This is a genomic window from Micromonospora sp. NPDC004540, assembly GCF_040610095.1.
Lineage (GTDB): Bacteria > Actinomycetota > Actinomycetes > Mycobacteriales > Micromonosporaceae > Micromonospora.
Window position 1 is genome coordinate 1 of record NZ_JBEXLR010000056.1, and the last position, 20,491, is coordinate 20,491.

The 20,491-nt window shown below is 73.5% G+C and carries 23 protein-coding genes; 8 read left to right on the plus strand and 15 right to left on the minus strand.

Annotated features, from left to right (window positions below):
• Both ABZV78_RS19220 and ABZV78_RS19225 read right to left on the minus strand, forming a co-directional pair.
• Nucleotides 1–1,250: FUSC family protein (locus ABZV78_RS19220; RefSeq protein ID WP_355640297.1), on the minus strand; the 1,250-nt coding region annotated here is incomplete at its 3' end.
• A 66-nt stretch (nt 1,251–1,316) separates the two neighbouring features.
• Entirely contained in the window at nt 1,317–2,069 is a 753-nt protein-coding gene (locus ABZV78_RS19225; protein ID WP_355640299.1) for a dienelactone hydrolase family protein, read from the minus strand.
• A 128-nt stretch (nt 2,070–2,197) separates the two neighbouring features.
• Between ABZV78_RS19225 and ABZV78_RS19230 the strand changes: the two genes are divergently transcribed.
• The 4 genes from ABZV78_RS19230 to ABZV78_RS19245 all read left to right on the plus strand — a co-directional run bounded on the left by ABZV78_RS19230 (nt 2,198) and on the right by ABZV78_RS19245 (nt 4,524).
• On the plus strand, nt 2,198–2,536 hold the full coding sequence (locus ABZV78_RS19230; protein ID WP_355640301.1) for a hypothetical protein: 339 nt from the start codon (nt 2,198–2,200) through the stop codon (nt 2,534–2,536).
• Between the two features lie 81 nt (nt 2,537–2,617).
• The gene (locus ABZV78_RS19235) at nt 2,618–3,343 is read left to right on the plus strand and encodes a L,D-transpeptidase family protein (RefSeq protein ID WP_355640303.1); all 726 of its coding nucleotides are present in this window, start codon (nt 2,618–2,620) and stop codon (nt 3,341–3,343) included.
• Nucleotides 3,344–3,406: 63 nt separating this feature from the next.
• A complete protein-coding gene (locus ABZV78_RS19240) occupies nt 3,407–4,240 on the plus strand; it encodes a DUF2809 domain-containing protein (protein WP_355640305.1) in 834 nt (277 codons plus the stop codon).
• A 14-nt stretch (nt 4,241–4,254) separates the two neighbouring features.
• On the plus strand, nt 4,255–4,524 hold the full coding sequence (locus ABZV78_RS19245; RefSeq protein WP_355640307.1) for a hypothetical protein: 270 nt from the start codon (nt 4,255–4,257) through the stop codon (nt 4,522–4,524).
• 3 nt (nt 4,525–4,527) lie between these two features.
• Here ABZV78_RS19245 and ABZV78_RS19250 read toward each other — a convergent pair whose 3' ends face one another.
• On the minus strand, nt 4,528–5,457 hold the full coding sequence (locus ABZV78_RS19250; RefSeq protein WP_355640309.1) for a YegS/Rv2252/BmrU family lipid kinase: 930 nt from the start codon (nt 5,455–5,457) through the stop codon (nt 4,528–4,530).
• A 61-nt stretch (nt 5,458–5,518) separates the two neighbouring features.
• Nucleotides 5,519–6,796, minus strand: coding sequence for a multidrug effflux MFS transporter (locus ABZV78_RS19255; protein ID WP_355640311.1), 1,278 nt, complete (start codon nt 6,794–6,796; stop codon nt 5,519–5,521).
• A gap of 111 nt (nt 6,797–6,907) precedes the next feature.
• Between ABZV78_RS19255 and ABZV78_RS19260 the strand changes: the two genes are divergently transcribed.
• Nucleotides 6,908–7,672: a DUF427 domain-containing protein gene (locus tag ABZV78_RS19260; protein WP_355640313.1), complete on the plus strand. Its 765-nt coding sequence runs from the start codon at nt 6,908–6,910 to the stop codon at nt 7,670–7,672.
• Nucleotides 7,673–7,858: 186 nt separating this feature from the next.
• Nucleotides 7,859–8,629, plus strand: a complete 771-nt coding sequence (locus tag ABZV78_RS19265; protein ID WP_355640366.1) for an alpha/beta fold hydrolase — start codon at nt 7,859–7,861, stop codon at nt 8,627–8,629.
• 6 nt (nt 8,630–8,635) lie between these two features.
• On the opposite strand, the gene ABZV78_RS19270 is transcribed toward ABZV78_RS19265, so the two are convergent.
• The 10 genes from ABZV78_RS19270 to ABZV78_RS19315 all read right to left on the minus strand — a co-directional run bounded on the left by ABZV78_RS19270 (nt 8,636) and on the right by ABZV78_RS19315 (nt 17,342).
• Nucleotides 8,636–9,559, minus strand: coding sequence for a carbohydrate ABC transporter permease (locus tag ABZV78_RS19270; protein ID WP_355640315.1), 924 nt, complete (start codon nt 9,557–9,559; stop codon nt 8,636–8,638).
• Entirely contained in the window at nt 9,556–10,506 is a 951-nt protein-coding gene (locus tag ABZV78_RS19275; protein ID WP_355640317.1) for a sugar ABC transporter permease, read from the minus strand. The genes ABZV78_RS19270 and ABZV78_RS19275 overlap by 4 nt, the downstream gene beginning before the upstream one ends.
• A gap of 8 nt (nt 10,507–10,514) precedes the next feature.
• Nucleotides 10,515–11,867, minus strand: coding sequence for an extracellular solute-binding protein (locus ABZV78_RS19280; protein ID WP_355640319.1), 1,353 nt, complete (start codon nt 11,865–11,867; stop codon nt 10,515–10,517).
• Nucleotides 11,868–11,961: 94 nt separating this feature from the next.
• Nucleotides 11,962–13,116 carry a low temperature requirement protein A gene (locus ABZV78_RS19285; RefSeq protein WP_355640321.1) on the minus strand — a complete coding sequence of 385 codons (1,155 nt, stop codon included), beginning with the start codon at nt 13,114–13,116 and terminating at the stop codon, nt 11,962–11,964.
• A 182-nt stretch (nt 13,117–13,298) separates the two neighbouring features.
• Nucleotides 13,299–14,075, minus strand: a complete 777-nt coding sequence (locus ABZV78_RS19290) for an NAD-dependent deacylase (protein WP_355640368.1) — start codon at nt 14,073–14,075, stop codon at nt 13,299–13,301.
• 26 nt (nt 14,076–14,101) lie between these two features.
• Complete coding sequence (locus ABZV78_RS19295; RefSeq protein ID WP_355640322.1) at nt 14,102–14,389, minus strand: DUF1905 domain-containing protein; 288 nt, start codon at nt 14,387–14,389, stop codon at nt 14,102–14,104.
• Nucleotides 14,389–14,811, minus strand: coding sequence for a thioesterase family protein (locus ABZV78_RS19300; protein WP_355640324.1), 423 nt, complete (start codon nt 14,809–14,811; stop codon nt 14,389–14,391). The genes ABZV78_RS19295 and ABZV78_RS19300 overlap by 1 nt, the downstream gene beginning before the upstream one ends.
• Nucleotides 14,812–14,832: 21 nt before the next feature.
• Complete coding sequence (locus ABZV78_RS19305; protein WP_355640326.1) at nt 14,833–15,639, minus strand: amino acid ABC transporter ATP-binding protein; 807 nt, start codon at nt 15,637–15,639, stop codon at nt 14,833–14,835.
• 5 nt (nt 15,640–15,644) lie between these two features.
• A complete protein-coding gene (locus ABZV78_RS19310; protein WP_355640328.1) occupies nt 15,645–16,439 on the minus strand; it encodes an amino acid ABC transporter permease in 795 nt (264 codons plus the stop codon).
• An 84-nt stretch (nt 16,440–16,523) separates the two neighbouring features.
• Nucleotides 16,524–17,342, minus strand: coding sequence for a basic amino acid ABC transporter substrate-binding protein (locus ABZV78_RS19315; RefSeq protein ID WP_355640330.1), 819 nt, complete (start codon nt 17,340–17,342; stop codon nt 16,524–16,526).
• Between the two features lie 216 nt (nt 17,343–17,558).
• Here ABZV78_RS19315 and ABZV78_RS19320 point away from each other — a divergent pair, with 216 nt between their 5' ends.
• Nucleotides 17,559–18,158, plus strand: a complete 600-nt coding sequence (locus tag ABZV78_RS19320) for a TetR/AcrR family transcriptional regulator (protein WP_355640332.1) — start codon at nt 17,559–17,561, stop codon at nt 18,156–18,158.
• On the plus strand, nt 18,155–19,783 hold the full coding sequence (locus tag ABZV78_RS19325) for an acyl-CoA dehydrogenase family protein (protein ID WP_355640334.1): 1,629 nt from the start codon (nt 18,155–18,157) through the stop codon (nt 19,781–19,783). The genes ABZV78_RS19320 and ABZV78_RS19325 overlap by 4 nt, the downstream gene beginning before the upstream one ends.
• 14 nt (nt 19,784–19,797) lie before the next feature.
• Here ABZV78_RS19325 and ABZV78_RS19330 read toward each other — a convergent pair whose 3' ends face one another.
• Entirely contained in the window at nt 19,798–20,397 is a 600-nt protein-coding gene (locus ABZV78_RS19330; RefSeq protein WP_355640336.1) for a TetR family transcriptional regulator, read from the minus strand.
• Between the last annotated feature and the right edge of the window lie 94 nt (nt 20,398–20,491).

Genomic DNA, 20,491 nt, shown 5'->3' on the forward strand with positions numbered 1-20,491 from the left:
CGGGTCCGCCGCCGGCCGCGCGGGGTGTGCCGGGCCGCCCGGGGCAGGTGCGCCCGGAGCAGTGGGTGCCGTTCGGCCTCGCCCGCGCCGGCCGCCTTGCGCACCATCCGGTTGGCGTCGTCCGGGTCGCACCCGGTGGCGCGCAGCAGCTCGCTGTCCGCCGTGCGCAGGTCGGTGATCAGGCCGTCGCCGTAGGAGCGAACCCCCTGCGCCCAGGCCCGGCCGGCCAGCTCGGCGCTCTCCCGGACCAGCCGGCGGGTGTCGGTCGGGTCCTCGCCGGCCCGGCACTCGCGGCGCACCGCGCGGACGGCCTCGCCGAGGCGGGTCACGGCGTCGGCGAGGACCGGCGGGATCGGCTCGCCGTACTGGAGGGCGGTGGCGGAGCGGCGGGCCACCGAGCGGGCGTACAGGACCACCCGCTCCAGGTGTTTCGCGGCATCCGCGTACCGGTGGAACTGGGCGCGCCGGCGCCAGCGGGCCGGCGCGAGGGTGACCACCTCCTCGGCCCCGCTGAGCGCCTCGTTGAGCCGCCCCAGGTCGGCGTCGAGCCCGCGCATCCGCTCCAGGGCGCGGACCGCCGCGTCGGCGTCCGAGGTGGTCAGGGCCCGGGCGACGGCGTCGAGCTCGGTGGTGAGCGTGGTGACGATCGGCTCGGTCGCCCGGTCCAGCACCCGCAGCGGGTTGATCGGCAACAGCAGCGCCACCACGAGGAGGCCGACCAGGCCGCCGACCAGCGCGTCGAAGATCCGGGGCAGCTCCAGGCCGGGTTCGACCGGGGCGAGGGTGGCGATCAGCACGGCCGTACCGCCGGCCTGGCCGACCAGGGCGCCGCCGCGCCCCGCGACCAGCAGCGCGGTCGCGATGGCCAGGGCGACCACCAGGCCGGTCTGCCAGAACCCGGAGCCCAGCAGGTCGCGCAGCACGTCGCCGACCACGATGCCGAGGCCCACCCCGACCAGCAGTTCGAAGGTGCGCCGGGCACGCTGGCCGATGGCGGTGGCGATGGTGCCGACCGCGGCGGCGGGCGCGAAGACGTGCGCCCCCGGCCCGAGCAGACCCTGGGCGAGCAGCGCGGCCAGCGCGGCGGCGAGCCCGGCCTGGAGGGCGATCACCACGGTCACCTCGAGCTGGCGCAGCCGCAGCCGGCCGGCCGCCCCACCCTCGGCGCGGGCGTGGGCCAGCGCCCGCCCGGTCCGCTCGGCGGCCCGGTCCAGGGGCGAGCGGACGGTGTCGGGGCGCTCCTCGGCCATGGCGGCGGTTACCCGGCGCGGCGCGGGTGAATCTCCACTCGTGGCCGGTGGCCGCCGGCGGCCGGGTCAGCGCCGGAAGGTGCGGTCGAGCAGCTCGAACAGGGCGGCCCAGTGCCGCTCGGTGGCCTGCTCGTCGTACATCGGGGTGTCGGCCTGGGTGTAGCCGTGGCGGGCGCCGGCGTAGACCTCCGAGCGGTAGGCGACGCCGGCCGCGTCGAGGGCCTTCTCCAGGGTGGCGATCTGCTCGGCGGTCATCGACGGGTCCTGGTCGGCGTGGCCGAAGTACAGCTCGCCGGTGACCGCGCCGACGCCCAGGTGCGGGCTGTCCGGGGCGTCGGTGACCACCCGCCCGGCGTGGAAGGCGGCCGCCGCCGCGATCCGGTCGGGGTGCGCCTCGATGGCCCGCAGCGCGTTCGTGCCGCCCATGCAGTAGCCGGTGACGGCCACCGGGCCGGGCGCGACGCCGGGCTGCGCGGCGAGGAAGTCCAGGTAGGCGGCGGTGTCCCGGGCGATCACGTCCGGGGTCAGCGAGCCGATCATCGGGGAGAGCTTCCCGAACAGCTCGCCGCGGCGGTTCTCGTCGCCCAGGCCGGAGAGGTCGACCAGCGGGGCGCGGCCGAAGCGGTGGAACAGGTTCGGCACCAGCACGACGTGGCCGCGGGCGGCGATCGTCCCAGCCATCTCGGCCATCCGCGGCCGCAGCCCGAACGCGTCCATGAAGAGCAGCACCGCCGGAAAGGGCCCGTCGCCGTCGGGTCGGACGAGCAGGGCGTCCGCCACCCCGTCGCCGGTCGGCACGTCCACGGTCGTCGTCTGCACTCTCCGGACCTCCCTGCGCTGTGCGTTCCGTCGCGCACGCTACCCCCGGTCGGGGAACCCGGCTGGGCGAGGCCCTTCCGGTCGGCACGGCGAGCGGGCATCCTGGACGGATGGGAGAGGTGCGACCGATGCCCAGTTTCGGGGACCTGTTCACCGACCTGCGCGGCGAGGACCGGACGCTGCGGGTCAGCTACCACCCGGACCGCGGCGCCGTGGTGCTGTCGCTGTGGAGCGGCACCCTGTGCCGCGGCTCGTTCCGGCTGCCCACCGACGACGTGGACCGGCTCCTCGCGCTGCTCGCCGCGGTCCGCGGCGAGGCCGGCGGGGACGGCGCGGCCGGGCCCGGTACGGCCGCCGTCGAGGGCGCGGCCACGGTCCCGGAGCCGTCCGTGGAGCGCACCGGCGACATCTCCGGCACGGCCCGGCGCGTGGCCCTGCCGACCCTGCCGGCGCCCCGGGTGGCCTGACCGGGCGACAACCGGACGAAGGGGCAGCCTTTTCGAATTCCGCGAACTACCGTTTCGGTAGGAGTTCGGAAGGGAGGAACGATGCTTCCCGTCTCACCACGCGTCATTCGCCACCGCCGTTCCGCCGCGCGCGCCGCGCTCGGGATGGCCCTGCTCGCCGCCGGCCTCGCCGTCCCGGCCGCCCCCGCCTCGGCCGCCGGCCCGGCCACCGGCGCCGCCGTCACGCTCGCCGCCACCAGCCAGCCGACCCTGCGGCAGGGTTCCCGGGGCTCGGCGGTGACCACGTTGCAGAAGCGGCTCACCGCCCTGCGCTACGACGTGGGCGGGGTCGACGGGATCTTCGGGCCGTCGACGCACCACGCGGTCGTCGCCTTCCAGAAGGTCAACGGCCTGGTCCGCGACGGCATCGTCGGGCCGCGCACCTGGGCGGCGCTCGACCGTCCCGTCGTCCCGAAGCCGAAGTACACCCACACGGGCTACTCGCTGGAGGCCAACCTCACCCGGCAGGTGCTCTATCTGGCCAAGGGCGGTGCGGTGGTGCGCATCCTGGACGCCTCCAGCGGCAAGGCCAGCACGCCCACGCCGACCGGCAACTGGACGGTGCAGCGGCGCATCGACGGCTGGCGGCAGAGCGACCTCGGCCTGCTGTGGCGCCCCAACTACTTCTACCGGGGCTACGCGGTGCACGGCGCGACCTCCGTGCCCACCTACCCGGCCAGCCACGGCTGCGTCCGGGTGCCCGTCCCGGCGATGAACCGGCTCTGGAGCACCATCGGCGTCGGCACGCCGGTGCACATCTACCGCTGATCCCGGTCGGGCGGCGCGCCCCGGGGTGGGTCCCGGGGCCGCCGTCGCCCTAGGATCGGGCGGATGTCGATCCGGCTCCGCCTGCTGGCGCTGCTGTCGGCCGGGGTGTTCCTGGCGGTGGCGCTGACCATCCGCGCCCTCGCCGACGGGCCGCTCGAGCAGCACTCCGGCACCGCCCTGTACGCGTCCATGGTGTACGCCGGGGTGCTGTTCCTGTGGCCGCGGCTGCGTCCGGTGCCGGCCGGCGTCGTGGCGGTCGCCTTCTGCTGGACGGTGGAGTGTTTCCAGCTCACCGGGGTGCCCGCCGCGCTGTCGGCGCGCAGCCTGCTCGCCCGGCTGGCGCTGGGCGTGCGGTTCGACCCGGTCGACCTGCTCTGGTACCCGGCCGGCGTGCTGCCCCTGGTCGCGCTGCACCTGCTGGTGCGGGGGGCCGCCGGGTCGTTTGCGGCGGCGGAGCGCGGGAAGACGCCTTCCTCCAGCCCAGAGGGAGGCGTCGAGGTGGACCAGGACGAGTTCATCGGCTCGGTGGCGAAGCGCTGCGGGATGTCGCCGGAGCAGGCCACGGCCGTCACAAGGGCCACGTTGACCACACTGGCGGAGCGGATCGACGGCGGGGAGGCCCGGGATCTGGCCGCCCGGCTCCCCGAGGCGCTGCGGGCGTACGCGTTCGGCGGCAGCGAGACCGGCGAGCGGTTCGGGCTCGACGTCTTCGTGCAGCGGGTCAGCGAGCGCGCCGACATCGACGTCGACCGGGCCAAGGACGGGGTGACCGCCGTGTTCGACGTGCTCCGCGACGCCGTCGACCCGGCCGACTACGCGCAGGCGGTCGCCCAGCTTCCGGCGGAGTACGCCGAGGTGGCCGACCAGACCGCGCCGTTCGTCCAGCGCAGCCGGTGACGGGGCGTCGGACGATGAGCGTCGGCGACGAGAATCCGCTGCGCCGGCCGCCGGAGGCCGACGCGCAGGAGCAGCGGCAGGACGAGACGGTGGTCGGCCCGCCGGACACCATCTCCGACGCGGTGCCCGAGGCGACCGAGGCGGACCTGGCCGAGCAGGGCGTGCTGACCCCGCCGAGCGACGGCACCGGTCTGCCCGACGCCGTGCGCGACGACCTCACGGCGGCCGACGCGCTGGAGCAGAACCAGGAGATCCCGACCCCCGACGAGGACCGCCGGGACTGACGCTCAGCGGTCGGGGCTGTCCGCCGCGGCCATCAGGCGCAGCGCGTTCGGGTCCAGCCCGATGCGCACCGGCGTCTCCCCGTACGGTTCGCCGTCGACCTCGATCCGGGCGGGCCGGTCGGTCTCCAGCCAGAGCTGGCCCACGGCCAGGAACGGCTCGTCACCGAGGGTCCGGCGGCGTCCGGCCGCCGCGTTGCGCGCCGTCTCGCGCAGCAGGCCGCGCCGGGTCGGCCCACCGACCGGGTACGCGACCAGCAGCCGGTCGTCGGCGTTGGCGTCCGCGGTGATCGGCCGGCCGGCGTGGAAGCCGCCGTTGGCCACGTACACCTGGTGGGTGTCGAAGCCGTGCTCCCGCCCCGCGGCGCGCACCGTGACCCGCAGCGGCCGGTGCCGGGCCAGCAACCCCAGCGCGGTCAGCGGGTACGCGAGCCGGCCGACCACCCGCTTCAGCCGGGGCGGCGCGTTCAGCATGATGTCGGCCGACAGCCCGATCCCGACGTGGTTGGTGAACCGGGTGTCGCCGACCAGCCCCAGGTCGACGTCGATCACCTTGCCGTCGGTGAGCAGGGCGACGGCGGCGTCGAGGTCGAGCGGGACACCGACGGTGCGGGCGAAGTTGTTGGTGGTGCCCAGCGGCAGCAGGCCCAGCGCCATGTCCCGGTGGGCGAGCAGCCGGGCGGCCGCGCCGATGGTGCCGTCGCCACCCCCCGCGACCAGCAGGTCCGGCCCGAGGTCGGCGGCCTCGGCGAGCACCCGGTCCAGCTCACCGGGCCGGTCGACCGGATAGGCGCCGAGCAGCGTGAAGCCGGCCGCGCGCAGTCGGGAGTGGACGGTCTCGTAGAGCCGGCGGCCCCGGCGGGAGTGGGCGTTGACCACCAGCGCCGCCCGCCGCCCGCTCCGGATCGCCGCCCCCAGCTCCTGCTTGGTCCGCACGGTTCCCGACCCTATCCGCCGGGCCGCCGCCGCGGTGGCAACAGCGGGCCGGCGGTCGGGATCAGTGCACGGCGACGGCGACCGCGGCCGGCTCGACCTCGGCCAGCCGCGCCGGCCGGACCACGGTGAGCAGCACGACCAGGGCCACCGCCATGCCCCCGGCCACCACGGCGGCCATCGCCACGCTGCCGGTGCCGAGCACGCCGACCAGCGGCGCGGCGAGCGCGCCGACGCCGAACTGGACCGCGCCGAGCAGCGCGGCGGCCGTGCCGGCCGCCTCCCCGTGCCGGGACAGCGCCAGGGCGGGCGCGTTCGGCATGGCGAGCCCGGCCGCGGCGAGCACCACCCAGAGCGAGGCCAGCACGGCCGCCAGGCCGCCGACGCCGGTGGCCGCGAAGCTCACCAGCACCAGCCCGGCCGCGGTGCCGACGGCGAGCGCGGTGACCAGGATCCGCTGCGGGGTGTACCGGCGCAGCAGCCGCACGTTGAGCTGGGTGGCGGTGATCAGGCCGACCGCCCCGGCGCCGAACGCCAGCCCGAACTGCTGCTCGTCCAGGCCGTACCGCTGCTGGAAGACGAACGACGACCCGGCCACGTACGCGAAGAGCGCCGCCATGGCGAGCCCGGCGACGAGCACGAGCCCGACGAACGTCCGGTCCCGCAGCAGCGCGCGGTAGTCCCGGCCGACGGCGGCGACGCCGCCGTGGCGGCGGCGCTCCGGCGGGAGGGTCTCCCGGAGTCCGACCGCCGCGACCACGACCAGCAGGAGCCCGAAGATGGCGAGCGCCACGAACACGCCCCGCCAGTCCGACCAGCGCAGCAGCCCGCTGCCGAGGGTGGGCGCCAGGATCGGAGCCGCGCCCATGACCAGCATGAGCCGGGAGAACAGCCGGGCGAAGGCGGCGCCGCTGAACAGGTCGCGGACCACGGCCATCGCGACCACCGAGGTGGCCGCGACGCCCAGCCCCTGGAGCACCCGGAGCACGCCGACCACCTGGACGGTCGGCGCGACCACGCAGAGCAGCGAGGCCAGGATGTGCAGCGCGATCCCGGCGAGCAGCGGCAGGCGGCGGCCCACCGCGTCGGAGAGCGGACCGATCAGCAACTGGCCGAGGGCCAGCCCGGCGAGCGTGCCGGTCAGGGTGAGCTGCACGGCCGCCGAGGTGGTCTCCAGGTCGGCGGTGATGGCCGGCAGCGCGGGCAGGTACATGTCGATGGTCAGCGGCCCGATCGCGATCAGCGAGCCGAGCACCAGCACGAGACGCAGCTGCTGCCCGCGGCTCATCAGGTCACCGGGTGTCTCGGCGGTCGGGGCGGGAGAGGACTGCGCAGTGGTCACACCTGGCAGCAAATCCCCGACGGCTGATCTCATTCCCGTCACCGGCGAAGGTGCCCCAGGTCACATCGGCTCGTTGAACCGTCCGCCAGACGTCCACCGGGAGGAGACACCGTGCCCGATTACCCGCAGCCGGCCGCCGAGGTCGGCCGGATCGAGCCGGCGCCCCGCCGGATCCGCGCCTTCCTGGCCGGCGAGCTGGTGCTGGACACCGGCCGGGCGCGGTACGTCTGGGAGTGGCCGCCCTACCCGCAGTACTACGTCCCCGCCGCCGACGTCCGCCGGGACCTGCTGGTCGACGAGGGACGCACCGAGGAGACCCCGCGCGGCGCCGCGCGGCTGCACGGGCTGCGGATCGGCGAGTTCGCCCGGGCCTCGTGCGCCCGGTGGTACGGCGCCGACGCGCCGCCCGGGCTGGCCGACACCATCCGGTTCGACTGGTCCGCACTGGACGCCTGGTTCGAGGAGGACGAGGAGGTGTTCGTCCACCCCCGCAACCCGTACGCCCGGGTGGACGCGCTGCGCTCCACCCGCCGGGTCCGGGTCGAGCTGGACGGGACGGTGCTGGCCGAGTCGACCTCGCCGGTGCTGGTGTTCGAGACCGGCCTGCCGACCCGCTACTACCTGAGCCGCACCGACGTCCGATTCCGGCACCTGGTGCCGTCGCGGACCCGGACCGCCTGCCCGTACAAGGGCCGCACCAGCGACTACTGGTCGGTGCGCGCCGGCGACCGGATCCACCCGGACCTGGCCTGGTCGTACGAATTCCCCACGGCCGCGCTGCTGCCGATCGCCGGGCTGGTGGCCTTCTACAACGAGAAGGTCGACCTGGTCGTGGACGGGGAACGCCTCGCCCGGCCGCGGACACACTTCTCCTGACCCGGCGCGGCGGGACAGCGGGTAGCCGCTCCGGCTCGTAGGGTGGGACCGCAGTCCGTGACCTCGCGGCCGGCGCCGTCGGGGTCCGCCCCGCCACCATCCCCGGACGGGAGGAGCGCCACCGTGACCGCCACCGACTGGACCGCCGACGTCGCGGGCGTCGGCCGATACGCCGAGGTCAACGGCATCAACCTCTACTACGAGACGCACGGCGCCGGGCACCCGCTGATCCTGTTGCACGGCGGGCTCGGGTCGGGCGAGATGTTCGGGCCGGTGCTGCCCGCGCTGGCCGCGCGGCACCAGGTCATCGCCGTCGACCTCCAAGGGCACGGCCGCACCGCCGACGTCGACCGCCCGCTCGACCTGCGCACCATGGCCGACGACATCGCCGCGCTCATCGACCATCTCGGGCTGGACCGGCCCAACCTGGTGGGCTACTCGCTCGGCGGCGGGGTGGCGCTGCGCGCCGCCGTGGCCCACCCGGAGAAGCTCGGCCGGCTCGTGGCGGCGTCCGCGCACGTGCGGTCGGACGCGATCTACCCGGAGATGCGGGCGCAGCAGGGCCAGGTGACCGGGGCCGCCGCCCAGTTCATGACGGACACCCCGATGTACCAGCTCTACCAGCGGGTGGCGCCGCGCCCGGAGGACTTCCCCCGGCTGCTCGACAAGATCGGCGCGCTGATGGCGGAGGACTTCGACCTCACCGAGGAGGTCGGTGACCTGCGGGTGCCGACGCTGATCGTCGCCGCCGACGCCGACATGGCGCCGCCGAGCCACTACGTGGAGGTGTTCCGGCTGCTCGACGGCGGCCTGCGCGACGGCGGCTGGGCGGGCGAGGGCCGACCCAAGGGCGGGCACGCGCTGGCGATCCTGCCCGGGCTGACCCACTACAGCATCTTCAGCTCGCCCCTGTTCGCCGCGGCCACCCTGGCCTTCCTCGACGAGCCGGCGGGCTGACGCCGCTCACCCCTTGCGGCCGGTGGTGGCGATGCCCTCCACGAAGTGCCGCTGGGCCAGGAAGAACAGGATGATCATGGGTACGGTGGCGATCACGCTGCCGGCGAGCACGATCTCCCACTGCTGCTCGCCGCCGTACCCGAACCGGTCGAGGATCACCTTGAGCCCGCGGGGCAGGGTGTAGAGCTGCTCGTTGCGCAGGTAGATCAGCGGCTTGATCAGGTCGGTCCAGCTCGCCTTGAACTCGAAGACGAACGCCACCAGCAGCGCCGGGCGGATCAGCGGGAAGGCCAGCTTCCAGAACAGCTGCGGATAGCTCGCCCCGTCGACCCGGGCCGCCTCGAAGTACTCCCGGGGCAGGGAGAGGAAGAACTGCCGCAGCAGGAAGATGTAGAACGCCGACCCGAAGAGGTTGCCGGCCCAGAGCGGCACCTGGGTGTCGATGAGGCCGAGCCGGTTCCAGATCAGGTAGGTCGGGATCATGGTGACCGCGAACGGCAGCATCATGGTGGCGAGCACCAGGCCGAAGAGCAGGTTCCGGCCGGGGAACCGGAAGTAGGCGAACCCGAACGCCACCCAGGCGCTGGACAGGGTCGCCGCAGCGGCGGCCGCCACCCCGACCACCACGCTGTTGAACAGCCAGGTGAGCAGCGGCATGGCCTGCCACGCCTCGGCGTAGTTGTCCGGGGCGAACGGCGTGGGCAGGAAGCCCGGGGCGAAGACGTACTCCCGGGGGCGCAGCGAGGCGCTGACCAGCCAGACGAACGGCACCATGAAGATGACGGCCGCGCCCACGAGGGCGACGACGAACAGGATCCGCTGCCAGCGCGGTCGCCGGCCGTCCTCCCCGGCAGCCGGTCGGGGCGCCGCCACCGGCGCCACCACCGTGCTCGCGACGCCGGTGCCCACCGGCTGGCTCGTCGTGGTCACCGGTCCTCCCCCTCGTAGTAGACGAACCGGTTGCTCAGCTTCACCTGCACGGCCGTGATGATCAGGATGATCAGGAAGAGCAGCCAGGCCATCGCCGAGGCGAAGCCCATGTGCAGGAACTGGAACGCCTCCTGGAACAGATGGATCACGTAGAACGACGCCGCGTCGCTGTTGAACGTGCCCTGGGTCTGCCGGTTGCCGAAGTACATGGTGTAGACCTCGGTGAACATCTGCAGCGACGCGATGGTGTTGACGATCAGGGTGAAGAAGAGCGAGCCGGAGATCATCGGCAGCGTCACGTGGCGGAACCGCGCCCACGGGCCGGCCCCGTCGAGGTCGGCGGCCTCGTAGAGGTCGCGGGGCACGTTCTGCAGCGCGGCAAGGTAGATGATCACGGTGGAGCCGAGGCTCCAGAGGCTCATCAGGACGATGCCGGGCAGCACCCAGCCCGGGTCGGTGGTCCAGCTCGGCCCGTCGATCCCGAGCAGCGCCAGGCCGCGGTTGATCAGGCCGTCCTGGGTGTTGAGCAGCAGCAGGAACAGGATGCCCACGGCCACCGCCGGGGTCATCACCGGCAGGTAGAACACGGTACGGAAGAAGCCCTGCCAGCGGCCGACCCGCTTGAGCAGCAGCGCCAGCCCGAGCGAGATCAGCATCACGAGCGGCACGTGCAGCGCCGTGTAGTAGACGGTGTTGCCGAGGCTGCGCGCCACCTGCGGGTCCGACACGAGCTGCCGATAGTTGTCCAGCCCGCTCCAGCGCGGGGCGTTGATCACGTCGTACTCGGTGAAGCTGAGCCAGAGGCTGGCGACCATCGGACCGGCGGTGAACACGAGGAACCCGACGATCCAGGGCGCCAGGAAGACGTACGCCCAGCGGGCCTCCCGCCGGGCCAGCGGCGTGCGGCGCCGCCGGCCCGGGACGGGAGGGGTGACGGTGGTGGCCATGGCCGGGCTCAGCCCGCGGCCTTGTCCAGCGCGGCGGTCGCCTCCTGCTGGGCCCGGGCCAGCGCCTCGGCCGGCTGTGCCTGCCCGGAGAGCACCCGGTTCACCGCGTCGGTCCAGGCCTTGTCGAACTCGGCGCCGGCCGGCGAGGCGGGCATGGCGAACGCGGCGTCCTGGGCCTCGCGGATGGTGGCCACCGCGTCGTCGAAGCGCTTGTTGCCGGTCGGCTGGTACAGCTCGTCGAAGATCTTCTTGTCGGCGGCGGTGTTGCCGGTCCAGACGCCGGTGAACGGCAGGTTGGCCGCCTTGCGCGCCTCGGCCCGCGCCTTGGCGGCGGCGAACCAGGTGTCGGTGGCGGTCATCTGCTTGACGAAGGCGCAGGCCGCCTCCGGGTTCTTCGCCCCCTTGGTGACCACCCACGCCTGACCGGAGGACATGCTCAGCGGCTTGCCCTGCCGGTCCAGGAAGGGCTTCACCACCAACTCGGCCTTGGGGCTGTTCTTGGCGGCCTGGTTGAGGAACCACTCCTCCATCGGCCACGCGGCGATCTGGTTCTTCGAAAGGGGGTTCTGCGCGCCGAAGAAGTCGAAGGTGTCCCGGAAGGACTTGAACTTGCCCCAGCCGCCCTGGTCCTGGATGAGCGTGACGCCGGTGGTCAGCGCCTCGACCACCTTCGGGTCGGTGAGGTTGGCCTTGGCGCCGTCCGCCGAGATCATCTCGGCGCCGTTGGCCTTGGCCCACATGGGCAGGAACTCGGGGATCTTCGGGTCGATGCCGATCCGGCTGAGCCGGCCGCCGGAGACCTTGGCCAGCTTCGCGTTGACCGCCGGCAGGCTCCCCCAGTCGGCGAGGTTCACGTCGTCGGCGGTGAGTCCGGCCTGCTTGAGCAGCGCCTCGTTGAGGTAGAGCACCCGCACCTGGGAGAACTCGGGGATGCCGTAGACCTTGCCGTCGAGGGTGACCTGGTCCTTGGCGGCCTGCCGGAACTGCCCCAGGTCGATCTGCTGCTTCGCCACGCAGTCGGTCAGCGGCTGGATCGAGCCGCGCTTGGCGTACGTGCCGATCAGCTTGCGGTCCATGTAGACCAGGTCCGGCGGGTTGCCGGAGGCCACCGCGGAGAGGAACTGCTGCTCGTCGAAGGCGCCCTCGGTGATCTTCAGTTGGACGTCGGGGTGGTCCCGCTTGAAGGCGTCCACCCGGGTCTTGGCGATCTCGTCCGACAGGCCGAAACCCATGGTGCTCAGCGCACCGCTGCCCTTGGCGTCCCCGCCGCCGGAGTCACCTCCGCCGCCCACCCCGCCGCAGCCGCTGATCGCCAGGGTCAGCACCCCGGCCAACGCCGTCGCCCGCAGTCTCCGTGACATGGCCACCTCCCGTGAACGCGCGGGCCACCCTGCCCGCGCGACCTGCACTTCTCCGCTCGGCGGGAAGTTCAAACCCGGGACGGGAAGTCGTTGATCACTCGGTATCCGTGTGCCGCCGCCCGGACCGCCGCTCGACGGCGACCGCGGTGAGCAGCAGCAGGCCGAGCCCGCCGAGCGCCGCGGCGGGCGGCAGCACCACCCCGAGCGGCAGCAGGAGCAGGGTCAGCACGAGGACGGTCCGCTGCGCCGTCGGAACCGGCTGCCCGGTGAGCCGGAGGAAGAGCAGCCGGCCGCCCAGGAAGAGCGCGGCGCCGCCGTTCAGGGCGACCGAGGCGGACCACGTCATCGTGGCGCCCTCGACGTGCTCGTCGCCGCCGTGGCCGCCGGCGACGAGCGCGAGCACCTGCTCGATGCCGAGCGCCAGGTAGATGACCCCGGTGATCAGCAGCAGGTGGGTCTGGCTGTACGCGTCCGCGGCGATCCGGTCCCGTCGGTCCCCCGTCGCCGTGGCGAGCACGCGGGCGGCGGCGGGCCCGGCGCGGTCGAAGTACAACCACCACAGGCAGGCGGTGACCGCGAAGCCGACCAGCGCCACGCCGAGGACCGGCAGCGCGGTCACCGCCGACGCGGCGCCCACCCCGGCGGCGACGACCGACTCACCGAGCGCGATGATCAGGACCAGGCCGTGCCGCTCGGTGAAGTGGCTGGCGCTGCGCAGCGGCCAGGTGCCGCGCCGCGCGTAGGACAGGCGTTGCCCGCCGATCTCGACGACGAACGCCGCCACCCACAGCACCGCGTGCGCGGTCCCGCTCACCAGCGCGCCGAGCAGCAGCGGCACCCAGCTGACGGCGCTGACCGCCGCGAAGAACCGGATCCGCGCCCGCAGCCCGGGCACCCCGGCCGCCGCCCAGTGGTAGAGCGCCAGGTGGACGGCGCGGAGCAGGACGTAGGCGAGCGCGACGAGCAGCGGACCGTCCAGGCCCGGCCCGGAGGTCCACGCCTCGGGCATGGCCAGCGCGGCCACGAACAGCGCCGCCATCGCGACCAGGAACCCGCCGCGGACCACCCCGACCTCGGCCCGCGTGTGGTTGCCCAACCAGGTGTACGAGGACCACGCGATCCAGAGCAGCACGAGCAGGATCAGCCCCTGCACCATGGTGGTCGGGGTGGCCTGCTGCCCGATCAGCGCCATGATGCGGGTGAGCGCGAAGACGAAGACCAGGTCGAAGAAGATCTCGAACGGCGTCACCCGGCGCTCGGCCGGCGCCGGACCGGGTGGGCGCGGCCACGCCGGACGCCGTTGCCCCTCCCGCCCCACGTTCGTCGCCTTCCGTCATCCCGAACCATCGCCTCCGCCCGACCGTAGGCCGGGCGGTCGGGGACGATTCACGGATTCCGGTGATTGGCCGCGAGTCGCGGGGCCGTCGCCGGTCACGTCGGTGCGGCGTCACCCCAGGCGGCCCGGACCAGGGCCGGGAGCACCCTAGCCGCCGGTCCATGCAGGTTCACCGCGCACACCGCGTCCAGCGGTGTCTCCTCCGGGTTGACCTGGATCACCGTGCCGCCCCGGCGGGCCGCGACCTGCGGGATCTCGGCGGCGGGATACACCAGGCCGGACGTGCCGACGGTGAGCAGCACGTCGCAGCGGTACGCCGCCTCGACGGCGGCCGCGAAGGCCTGCTCCGGCAGCGCCTCGCCGAACCACACGACCCCGGGCCGGACCGGCGCGTCGCATCGCCCGCAGCGGGGCGGGGTCAACCGCCGGCCCTCCCCCGGCTCCGCTCCGGCGTCGGGCACGGGCGCCGGCTCGGCGCAGGCCGAACAGCGCGGCGCGAACAGGCTGCCGTGCAGGTGGACCGGCGTGGCCGAGCCCGCGCGCTCGTGCAGGTCGTCGACGTTCTGGGTGACCACCACCGTGTCCGGCACCCGGGCCGCCATGGCGGCCACGGCCCGGTGGCCCGGGTTCGGTTCGGCCCGCCGGACGGCGCCGCGCCGCCACTCGTACCAGCCCCAGACCAGCGCGGGGTCGGCGCGGAACGCCTCCGGGGTGGCGAGAGCCTGGGGGTCGAACTGGGCCCACAGGCCGGTGAGCGCGTCACGGAAGGTCGGCACGCCGCTCTCGGCCGACATGCCGGCGCCGGTGAAGACCACCAGCCGCCGCGCCCCTGCGAGCAGCGTCGCCGCCGCCGCCGCGCCCGAGGATGCCATCTCCGCTCCCGCCTCCCGTCGACCGGTCACCGCCCGACGGTCAGGCGGACGTCCACCCGGTCGCCCAGCGCGATCCCTTCCGCCCTGCGGACCGCCGTCTTCAACGGCACGACGTAGCGCCCGTCCTTGGGCCAGAGCGACGTCTGCCATCCCGTCCCGCCGATCCGCGCGGTCACCGGGATCATCCCCCAGCCGTAGGTGACCGACGCCGAGGCCGCCTCCAGCTCACCGCACAGGTCGTCGGGCACGGTGACGAAGTGCCAGGGCGCAGGCCCCCGCCAGAACCACACCTCGGCGCTGAACTCCAGGTCCATCAGAGGTTCATCGGCCCGGGGTCGGTGGCCAACTGCCGGAACCGCACGCGCGGGTCGGGCACCAGCCGCCGGGCGGCCAGGTCCAGCAGGCCGCCCACCCCGGTGATCGTGGCCGCCTGCGTGCCGTCGGGGAGGGTGAGTTCCTGGATGATCTGGAAGGTCTTCCCCTCGCCCCAGCGGAACTCGCAGGACACGTCCACCTCGTCGCCGCCGCGCAGCTCCCGCAGGTAGCGCACGGTGACCTCCAGGGCCACCGGGCCCACTCCGCCGGCGATCAGCCGGTCCTGCCGGATGCCGGCCGCGCGCAGGCACTCCCACCGGGCGTGCTCGCCGTACTGGAGGTAGACGGCCTGGTTCAGGTGGCCCTGCGTGTCGAGCTCGTAGCCGCGCACGGTGACGCGTACCCGGAACGGATCTGCCATGTGGTCGAGCCTAACGACGGCTTACGACACGGGCGGCTCGGCGGCCTCGTCGGGGCGCCCGAGCTGCGCGACGTGGGTCGGGTCGAGGACCCGGGAGAGGAACGAGCGGGTCCGCTCGTGCCGCGGCGCGCCCAGCACCTCCTCCGGCGGCCCCTGCTCGACCACCACGCCACCGTCCATGAAGACCACCCGGTCGGCGACGTCCCGGGCGAACGCCATCTCGTGGGTCACCACCATCATGGTCATGCCGTCCTCGGCCAGCTCGCGCATGACGGTGAGGACGTCGCCGACCAGCTCCGGGTCGAGCGCGGAGGTGGGCTCGTCGAAGAGCATCAGCTTGGGGTCCATCGACAGCGACCGGGCGATGGCCGCCCGCTGCTGCTGCCCGCCGGAGAGCTGCGCCGGGAACGCGCCGGCTTTGTCGGTGAGGCCGACCCGGTCCAGGTTGGCCCGCGCGACCCGCTCCGCCTCGGCGCGGCCGCGCCGCAGCACCCGGCGCTGGGCGATGGTGAGGTTGTCCAGCACGGTCAGGTGCGGGAAGAGGTTGAACGACTGGAAGACCATGCCGATGCCGCGGCGCACCGAGTCGATCTCGACGTCCGGGTCGGTCATCTCGGTGCCGTTCACCCAGATCTTCCCGGCGGTCGGCTCCTCCAGCAGGTTGACGCACCGCAGCAGCGTCGACTTGCCTGAGCCGGACGGTCCGATGACGCAGACCACCTCGCCGTGGCCGACCTCGAAGTCGATGCCCTTGAGCACTTCGAGCGGCCCGAACGACTTGTGCAGGTCGCGGATCTCGACGGCGGGCTGGGACTGGCTGGTCGTCATGGGGTTCACCGAGCCTTGGCGTAGCGGAGTTCGAGGCGTCGTACCACCTGGGACAGGGGCAGGGTGATGATCAGGTAGGTGAGGCCGGCCACCAGCAGCGGCGTGGCGTTGACCCGGTCGTTGAGCGTGTCCCGGCCGAACTTGGTGACCTCGATGGTCTGCGCCGTCACGCCGAGCACGTAGGCGAGCGACGAGTCCTTGGTGAGCAGGATCAGCTCGTTGGTCAGCGGCGGGATCACGATCCGGAACGCCTGCGGGATGACGATCGTACGCATCGCGGTGAAGTGCGACATGCCGAGGGTGCGCGCCGCCTCCATCTGCCCCTTCGGCACGGCCTGGATGCCCGCCCGGATGGTCTCGGCCATGTACGCCGCGGCGGTCAGCCCGAGACCGATGGTGATCGACCCGAACACGCCGCCCGGAATCTCGCGCTCCGGGAAGGCGATGGGGATGCCGTACCCGACGAGGAAGAGCACGAGCAGCGCGGGCAGGCCCCGGAACAGCTCGATGTAGGCCGTGGCCACCCACCGGTACGGGGCGACCCGGGACAGCCGCATGAGCGCCAGGACGGTGCCGAAGACGAGGCCGAAGGCGAACGCGCCCAGGGTGTAGAGGATCGTGTTCCGCAGCGCGACGGTGATGATCGTCGGGAACATCGACTCGATGATGTCGACGCGGAAGAACGCCTCCCGCAGCCGGCCCCAGTCCGCCGCGAAGATCACCACGGCGATGACGGCCACGAAGGCCAGGTACTGGAGCCAGAGGGACAGCCGCTCCCGCTGGCGGCGTCGCAGCTTCACGTTCGGCGCTCCTTGAGAGGTGCGGAGGGGTTGCCGGTGCGGAGGGCGCGCGCCGGGCGCGCGCCCTCCGGCCGGGTGGGTGGCTCAGGCGTTCGGCTTCTTGCCGATCCACTTCTCGTAGATCGTGTCGTAGGTGCCGTCCTGCTTCGCCTTGGCGAGCACCTCGTTGATCTTCTTGAGCAGCTCCGGGTTGCCGTCCTTCTTCACCGAGAAGCCGTACTGCTCACCGGTGTCGAACTCGGCGGTCACCTCGAACCCGCCCGGGTGCTCCTTGATGTACTCGGACCAGACCGGCAGGTCGTTGATGGCGGCCTCGACCTGGCCGTTGGCCAGCGCCTGCTGCTCGGCGGCGAGGTCCTCGAACTCGACGAGCTGGAGGCCCTTCTCGTCGGCGAGCTTCTTGGCGTAGTCGCGGCCGGTGGTCGCGGCCTGGACGCCGACCTTCTTGCCCCGGAGGTCGTCGAGCGACTTGTACGGCTTGCCGGTCTTGACCAGCAGCGCCTGGGTCGCGTCGAAGTAGGGGTCGGAGAAGTTCATGACCTTCTGCCGCTCTTCGGTGATGGTCATGCCGGCGGCGGCCGCGTCGCACTTGCCGGTGTTCAGGTCCTGGCCGGACTTGATCCCCTCGAACGGGGTGTCGACGATCGTCTGCTCGACGCCGAGGTCCTTGGCGACCAGGTCCATCACGTCGACGTCGAACCCGACCACCTTGCCGCCGGCGTCCTTGGACTGGAACGGCGCGTACGGCAGGTGGGTGCAGACGGTGAGCTTGCCCTTGGCGACGAGCTTGACCCCGCTCGCCTGGGTCTCGCCGTCCTCCTTCTTGGCGCATCCCGCGCTCGCCGCGAGAGCGGCGATCGCCACGATGACGCCGACCCTGCGGACTGCGCTCTGGAACGTCACGGCAGTGTCCCTCCGTTCGACCCTGGTAGGACAGCCAGCCAGGGGTGGTGCAAAGACGATGTGCCAGGGGACGCTACCCGATCGGTGGGGGCGCACCAAGATCATGGCGGGCGGCCGCACCCAAGCTGTGACCGATTCCGCCGAGTGAACCCGGCACTCGGGCACGCAACCGGACGGACCTTGCGGGCAAGGACTGAATGGTGGTTCACTTCTTGCGTGGCCTACCGGAGCACCGAGCGGGTGAAGGCCCGGCTGAGCGCCTCACGCGAGCGGATCATCGCGGCCGCGCTGGAGATCATGGCCGGCCACGGCTACGCGGGGTGCTCGGTCGCGGCCGTCGCCGAGCGCGCCGGCGTCGCGACGGGCACCGTCTACCGCCACTTCCCCACCAAGGCCGACCTGTTCGCCGAGGTGTTCCGCACCGCCTCCCAGCGGGAGGTGGACGCGGTGGCGCGGGCCGCGGCGCAGCGGGCCACCGCCGCCGCGCAGATGTCGGCCGTCGTCGAGACGTTCGCGGGCCGCGCGCTCCAGTCCCCCCGGCTGGCGTACGCGCTGCTCGCCGAGCCGGTCGACCCGGCGGTCGACGCCGAGCGGCTCACCTTCCGCCGCGCCTACGCCGACCTGATCGCCGGCTACGTCGCGGCGGGGGTGGCCAACGGCGAACTGCCCCCGCAGGACCCCGAGCTGACCGCGACCGCGCTGGTCGGCGCCCTGGCCGAGGCGATGGTCGGTCCGCTGGCCGCCGGGGTGGCCGGCCCGGGCACCATCCCCGGCCTGATCATGTTCATCCACCGCGCGCTGGGAGTATCGCCGTGACGACACACGAGGTCATCAACCAGGTTCCCCCGCTGGCCGGCTACGACGCGGCGGACGACCCGGCGCTGCTCGACGGGCTGGACCGGGAGGGCGCCGGCTGGGCCGCCGCCGAGGTGCACGAGCTCGGCCGGCTCGGCGGCGCCGCGCCGGCGATCGAGCACGGGCGGCTGGCGAACGAGCATCCGCCGGTCCTGCGCACCCACGACCGCTACGGCCACCGGATCGACGAGGTGGAGTTCCACCCGGCCTGGCACGAGCTGATGCGCACCGCGGTCACCCACGGTTTGCACGCCGCGCCGTGGGCGGACGGCCGGCCGGGCGCGCACGTGGCCCGGGCGGCCAAGTTCTACGTGTGGCGCCCCGACGCCGGCCACGGCTGCCCGATCTCGATGACCTACGCGGCCGTCCCGGCGCTGCGGCACGCCCCGGACCTGGCCGCGCGGTACGAGCCGCTGCTCACCGCGACGACGTACGACTTCGGGCTGCGTGCGCCGCTGACCAAGCGGGGGCTGCTGGCCGGCATGTCGATGACCGAGAAGCAGGGCGGGTCGGACGTGCGCGCCAACACCACCGCCGCGCACCCCGACCCGGACGGCACCTACCGGCTCGTCGGGCACAAGTGGTTCACGTCCGCGCCGATGTGCGACGTCTTCCTCACCCTCGCCCAGGCGCCGGGCGGGCTCACCTGCTTCCTCGTCCCACGGGTCCTGCCGGACGGCACCCGCAACCCGATGCGACTGATGCGCCTCAAGGACAAGCTCGGCAACCGGTCCAACGCCTCGGCGGAGATCGAGTACGAGCACGCGGTCGCCTGGCGCGTCGGCGACGAGGGGCGCGGCGTGCGCACCATCATCGACATGGTCAACCTGACCCGCCTCGACTGTGTCATCGGCGCGGCGGCCGGGATGCGCCAGGGGGTGATCACCGCCGCCCACCACGCCACCCACCGGCGGACCTTCGGCCGCTACCTCGCCGATCAGCCGCTGATGCGCAACGTGCTCGCCGACCTCGCGGTCGAGTCCGAGGCCGCCACCGTCCTCATGATGCGGCTGGCCGGTGCGACCGACCGGTCCGCGCGCGGCGACGCCGGCGAGACGGCGTTCAAGCGGCTCGCCCTCGCCGTCGGCAAGTACTGGGTGTGCAAGCGCTGGCCGGCGCACGCCGCCGAGGCGCTCGAATGCCTGGGCGGCAACGGCTACGTCGAGGAGTCGGGCATGCCGCGGCTGTTCCGCGAGTCGCCGCTGAACTCGATCTGGGAGGGCTCCGGCAATGTCGCCGCGCTGGACGTGCTGCGCGCCGTCGCCCGGGAGCCCCAGGTCGTGGAGGCGTTCCAGGCGGAGGTGAGCGCCGCCGCCGGCGCCGACCCGCGGCTCGACGCCGCGCTGCGCCAGGTGCGGGCCGACCTGTCCGACCACGACGACCTCGAACTGCGGGCCCGCCGGGTCGTCGAGCGGCTCGCCCTGGTCCTGCAGGGCGCGCTGCTGGTGCGCCACGGCCACCCGGCCGTCGCCGACGCGTTCTGCGCCTCCCGGCTCGGCGGCGACCACGGCCAGGCGTTCGGCACCCTGCCGAGCGGCGTCGACTTCGCCTCGATCATCGACCGCGCCGTGCCGAAGGTGGGCTGACCGGGCGGGTCGGGTCAGCGGGCGCCGACGATCCGCAGCGCCATCTCGGCGTACCGGGCCGCGATGTACTCGGGGACCAGGTCGCCGCCGTCCCGGTACCACCGGCCCACGTCGACTCCGAGTGACAGCAGGGCGGCCGCCGCCATCCGGGGATCCGGGGTCTCGAAGACCCCGGCCGTCACGCCGGCCTCCACGAGTTGCCGGATCGCCTGCTCGATGCGGTGGCGGATCTCCCGGATCTCGGCGAGATGCGCGGGGCTGAGCGCGGCCAGCTCGTAGTTCACCACCCGGGTGGTGGTGTGGTCGCGGGCGTGGGTCACGACGAAGTCGTGGACCACCCGGCGCAGCGCCGTGGCCGGGTCGGCGGACGACGCGACCGCCTCCCGCACGAGCCGCAGCACGTGCTCGTGGCCGGACCGCGAGATCAGGTAGAGAAGCTCTTCCTTGGACTTGTGGTGCACGTAGAGCGCGGCGGGGCTCAGCCCGGCCGCGGCCGCGATGTCGCGGGTCGTGGTGCCGTGGAAGCCGCGCTCGGCGAACGCGGTGACGGCCGCCTCGAGCAGCCGGGCGCGGGTCGCGTCGGCGCGGGACTGCTCGGCGCTGTCGGTCACCACGCGTCCACCCTTCCCCTCCTGAGCCTCGGCCGGCATTGATACCACAACGAGCCGGGCCGGACCTGTTGACGACGTCCACCGGGCTGTCGCACAC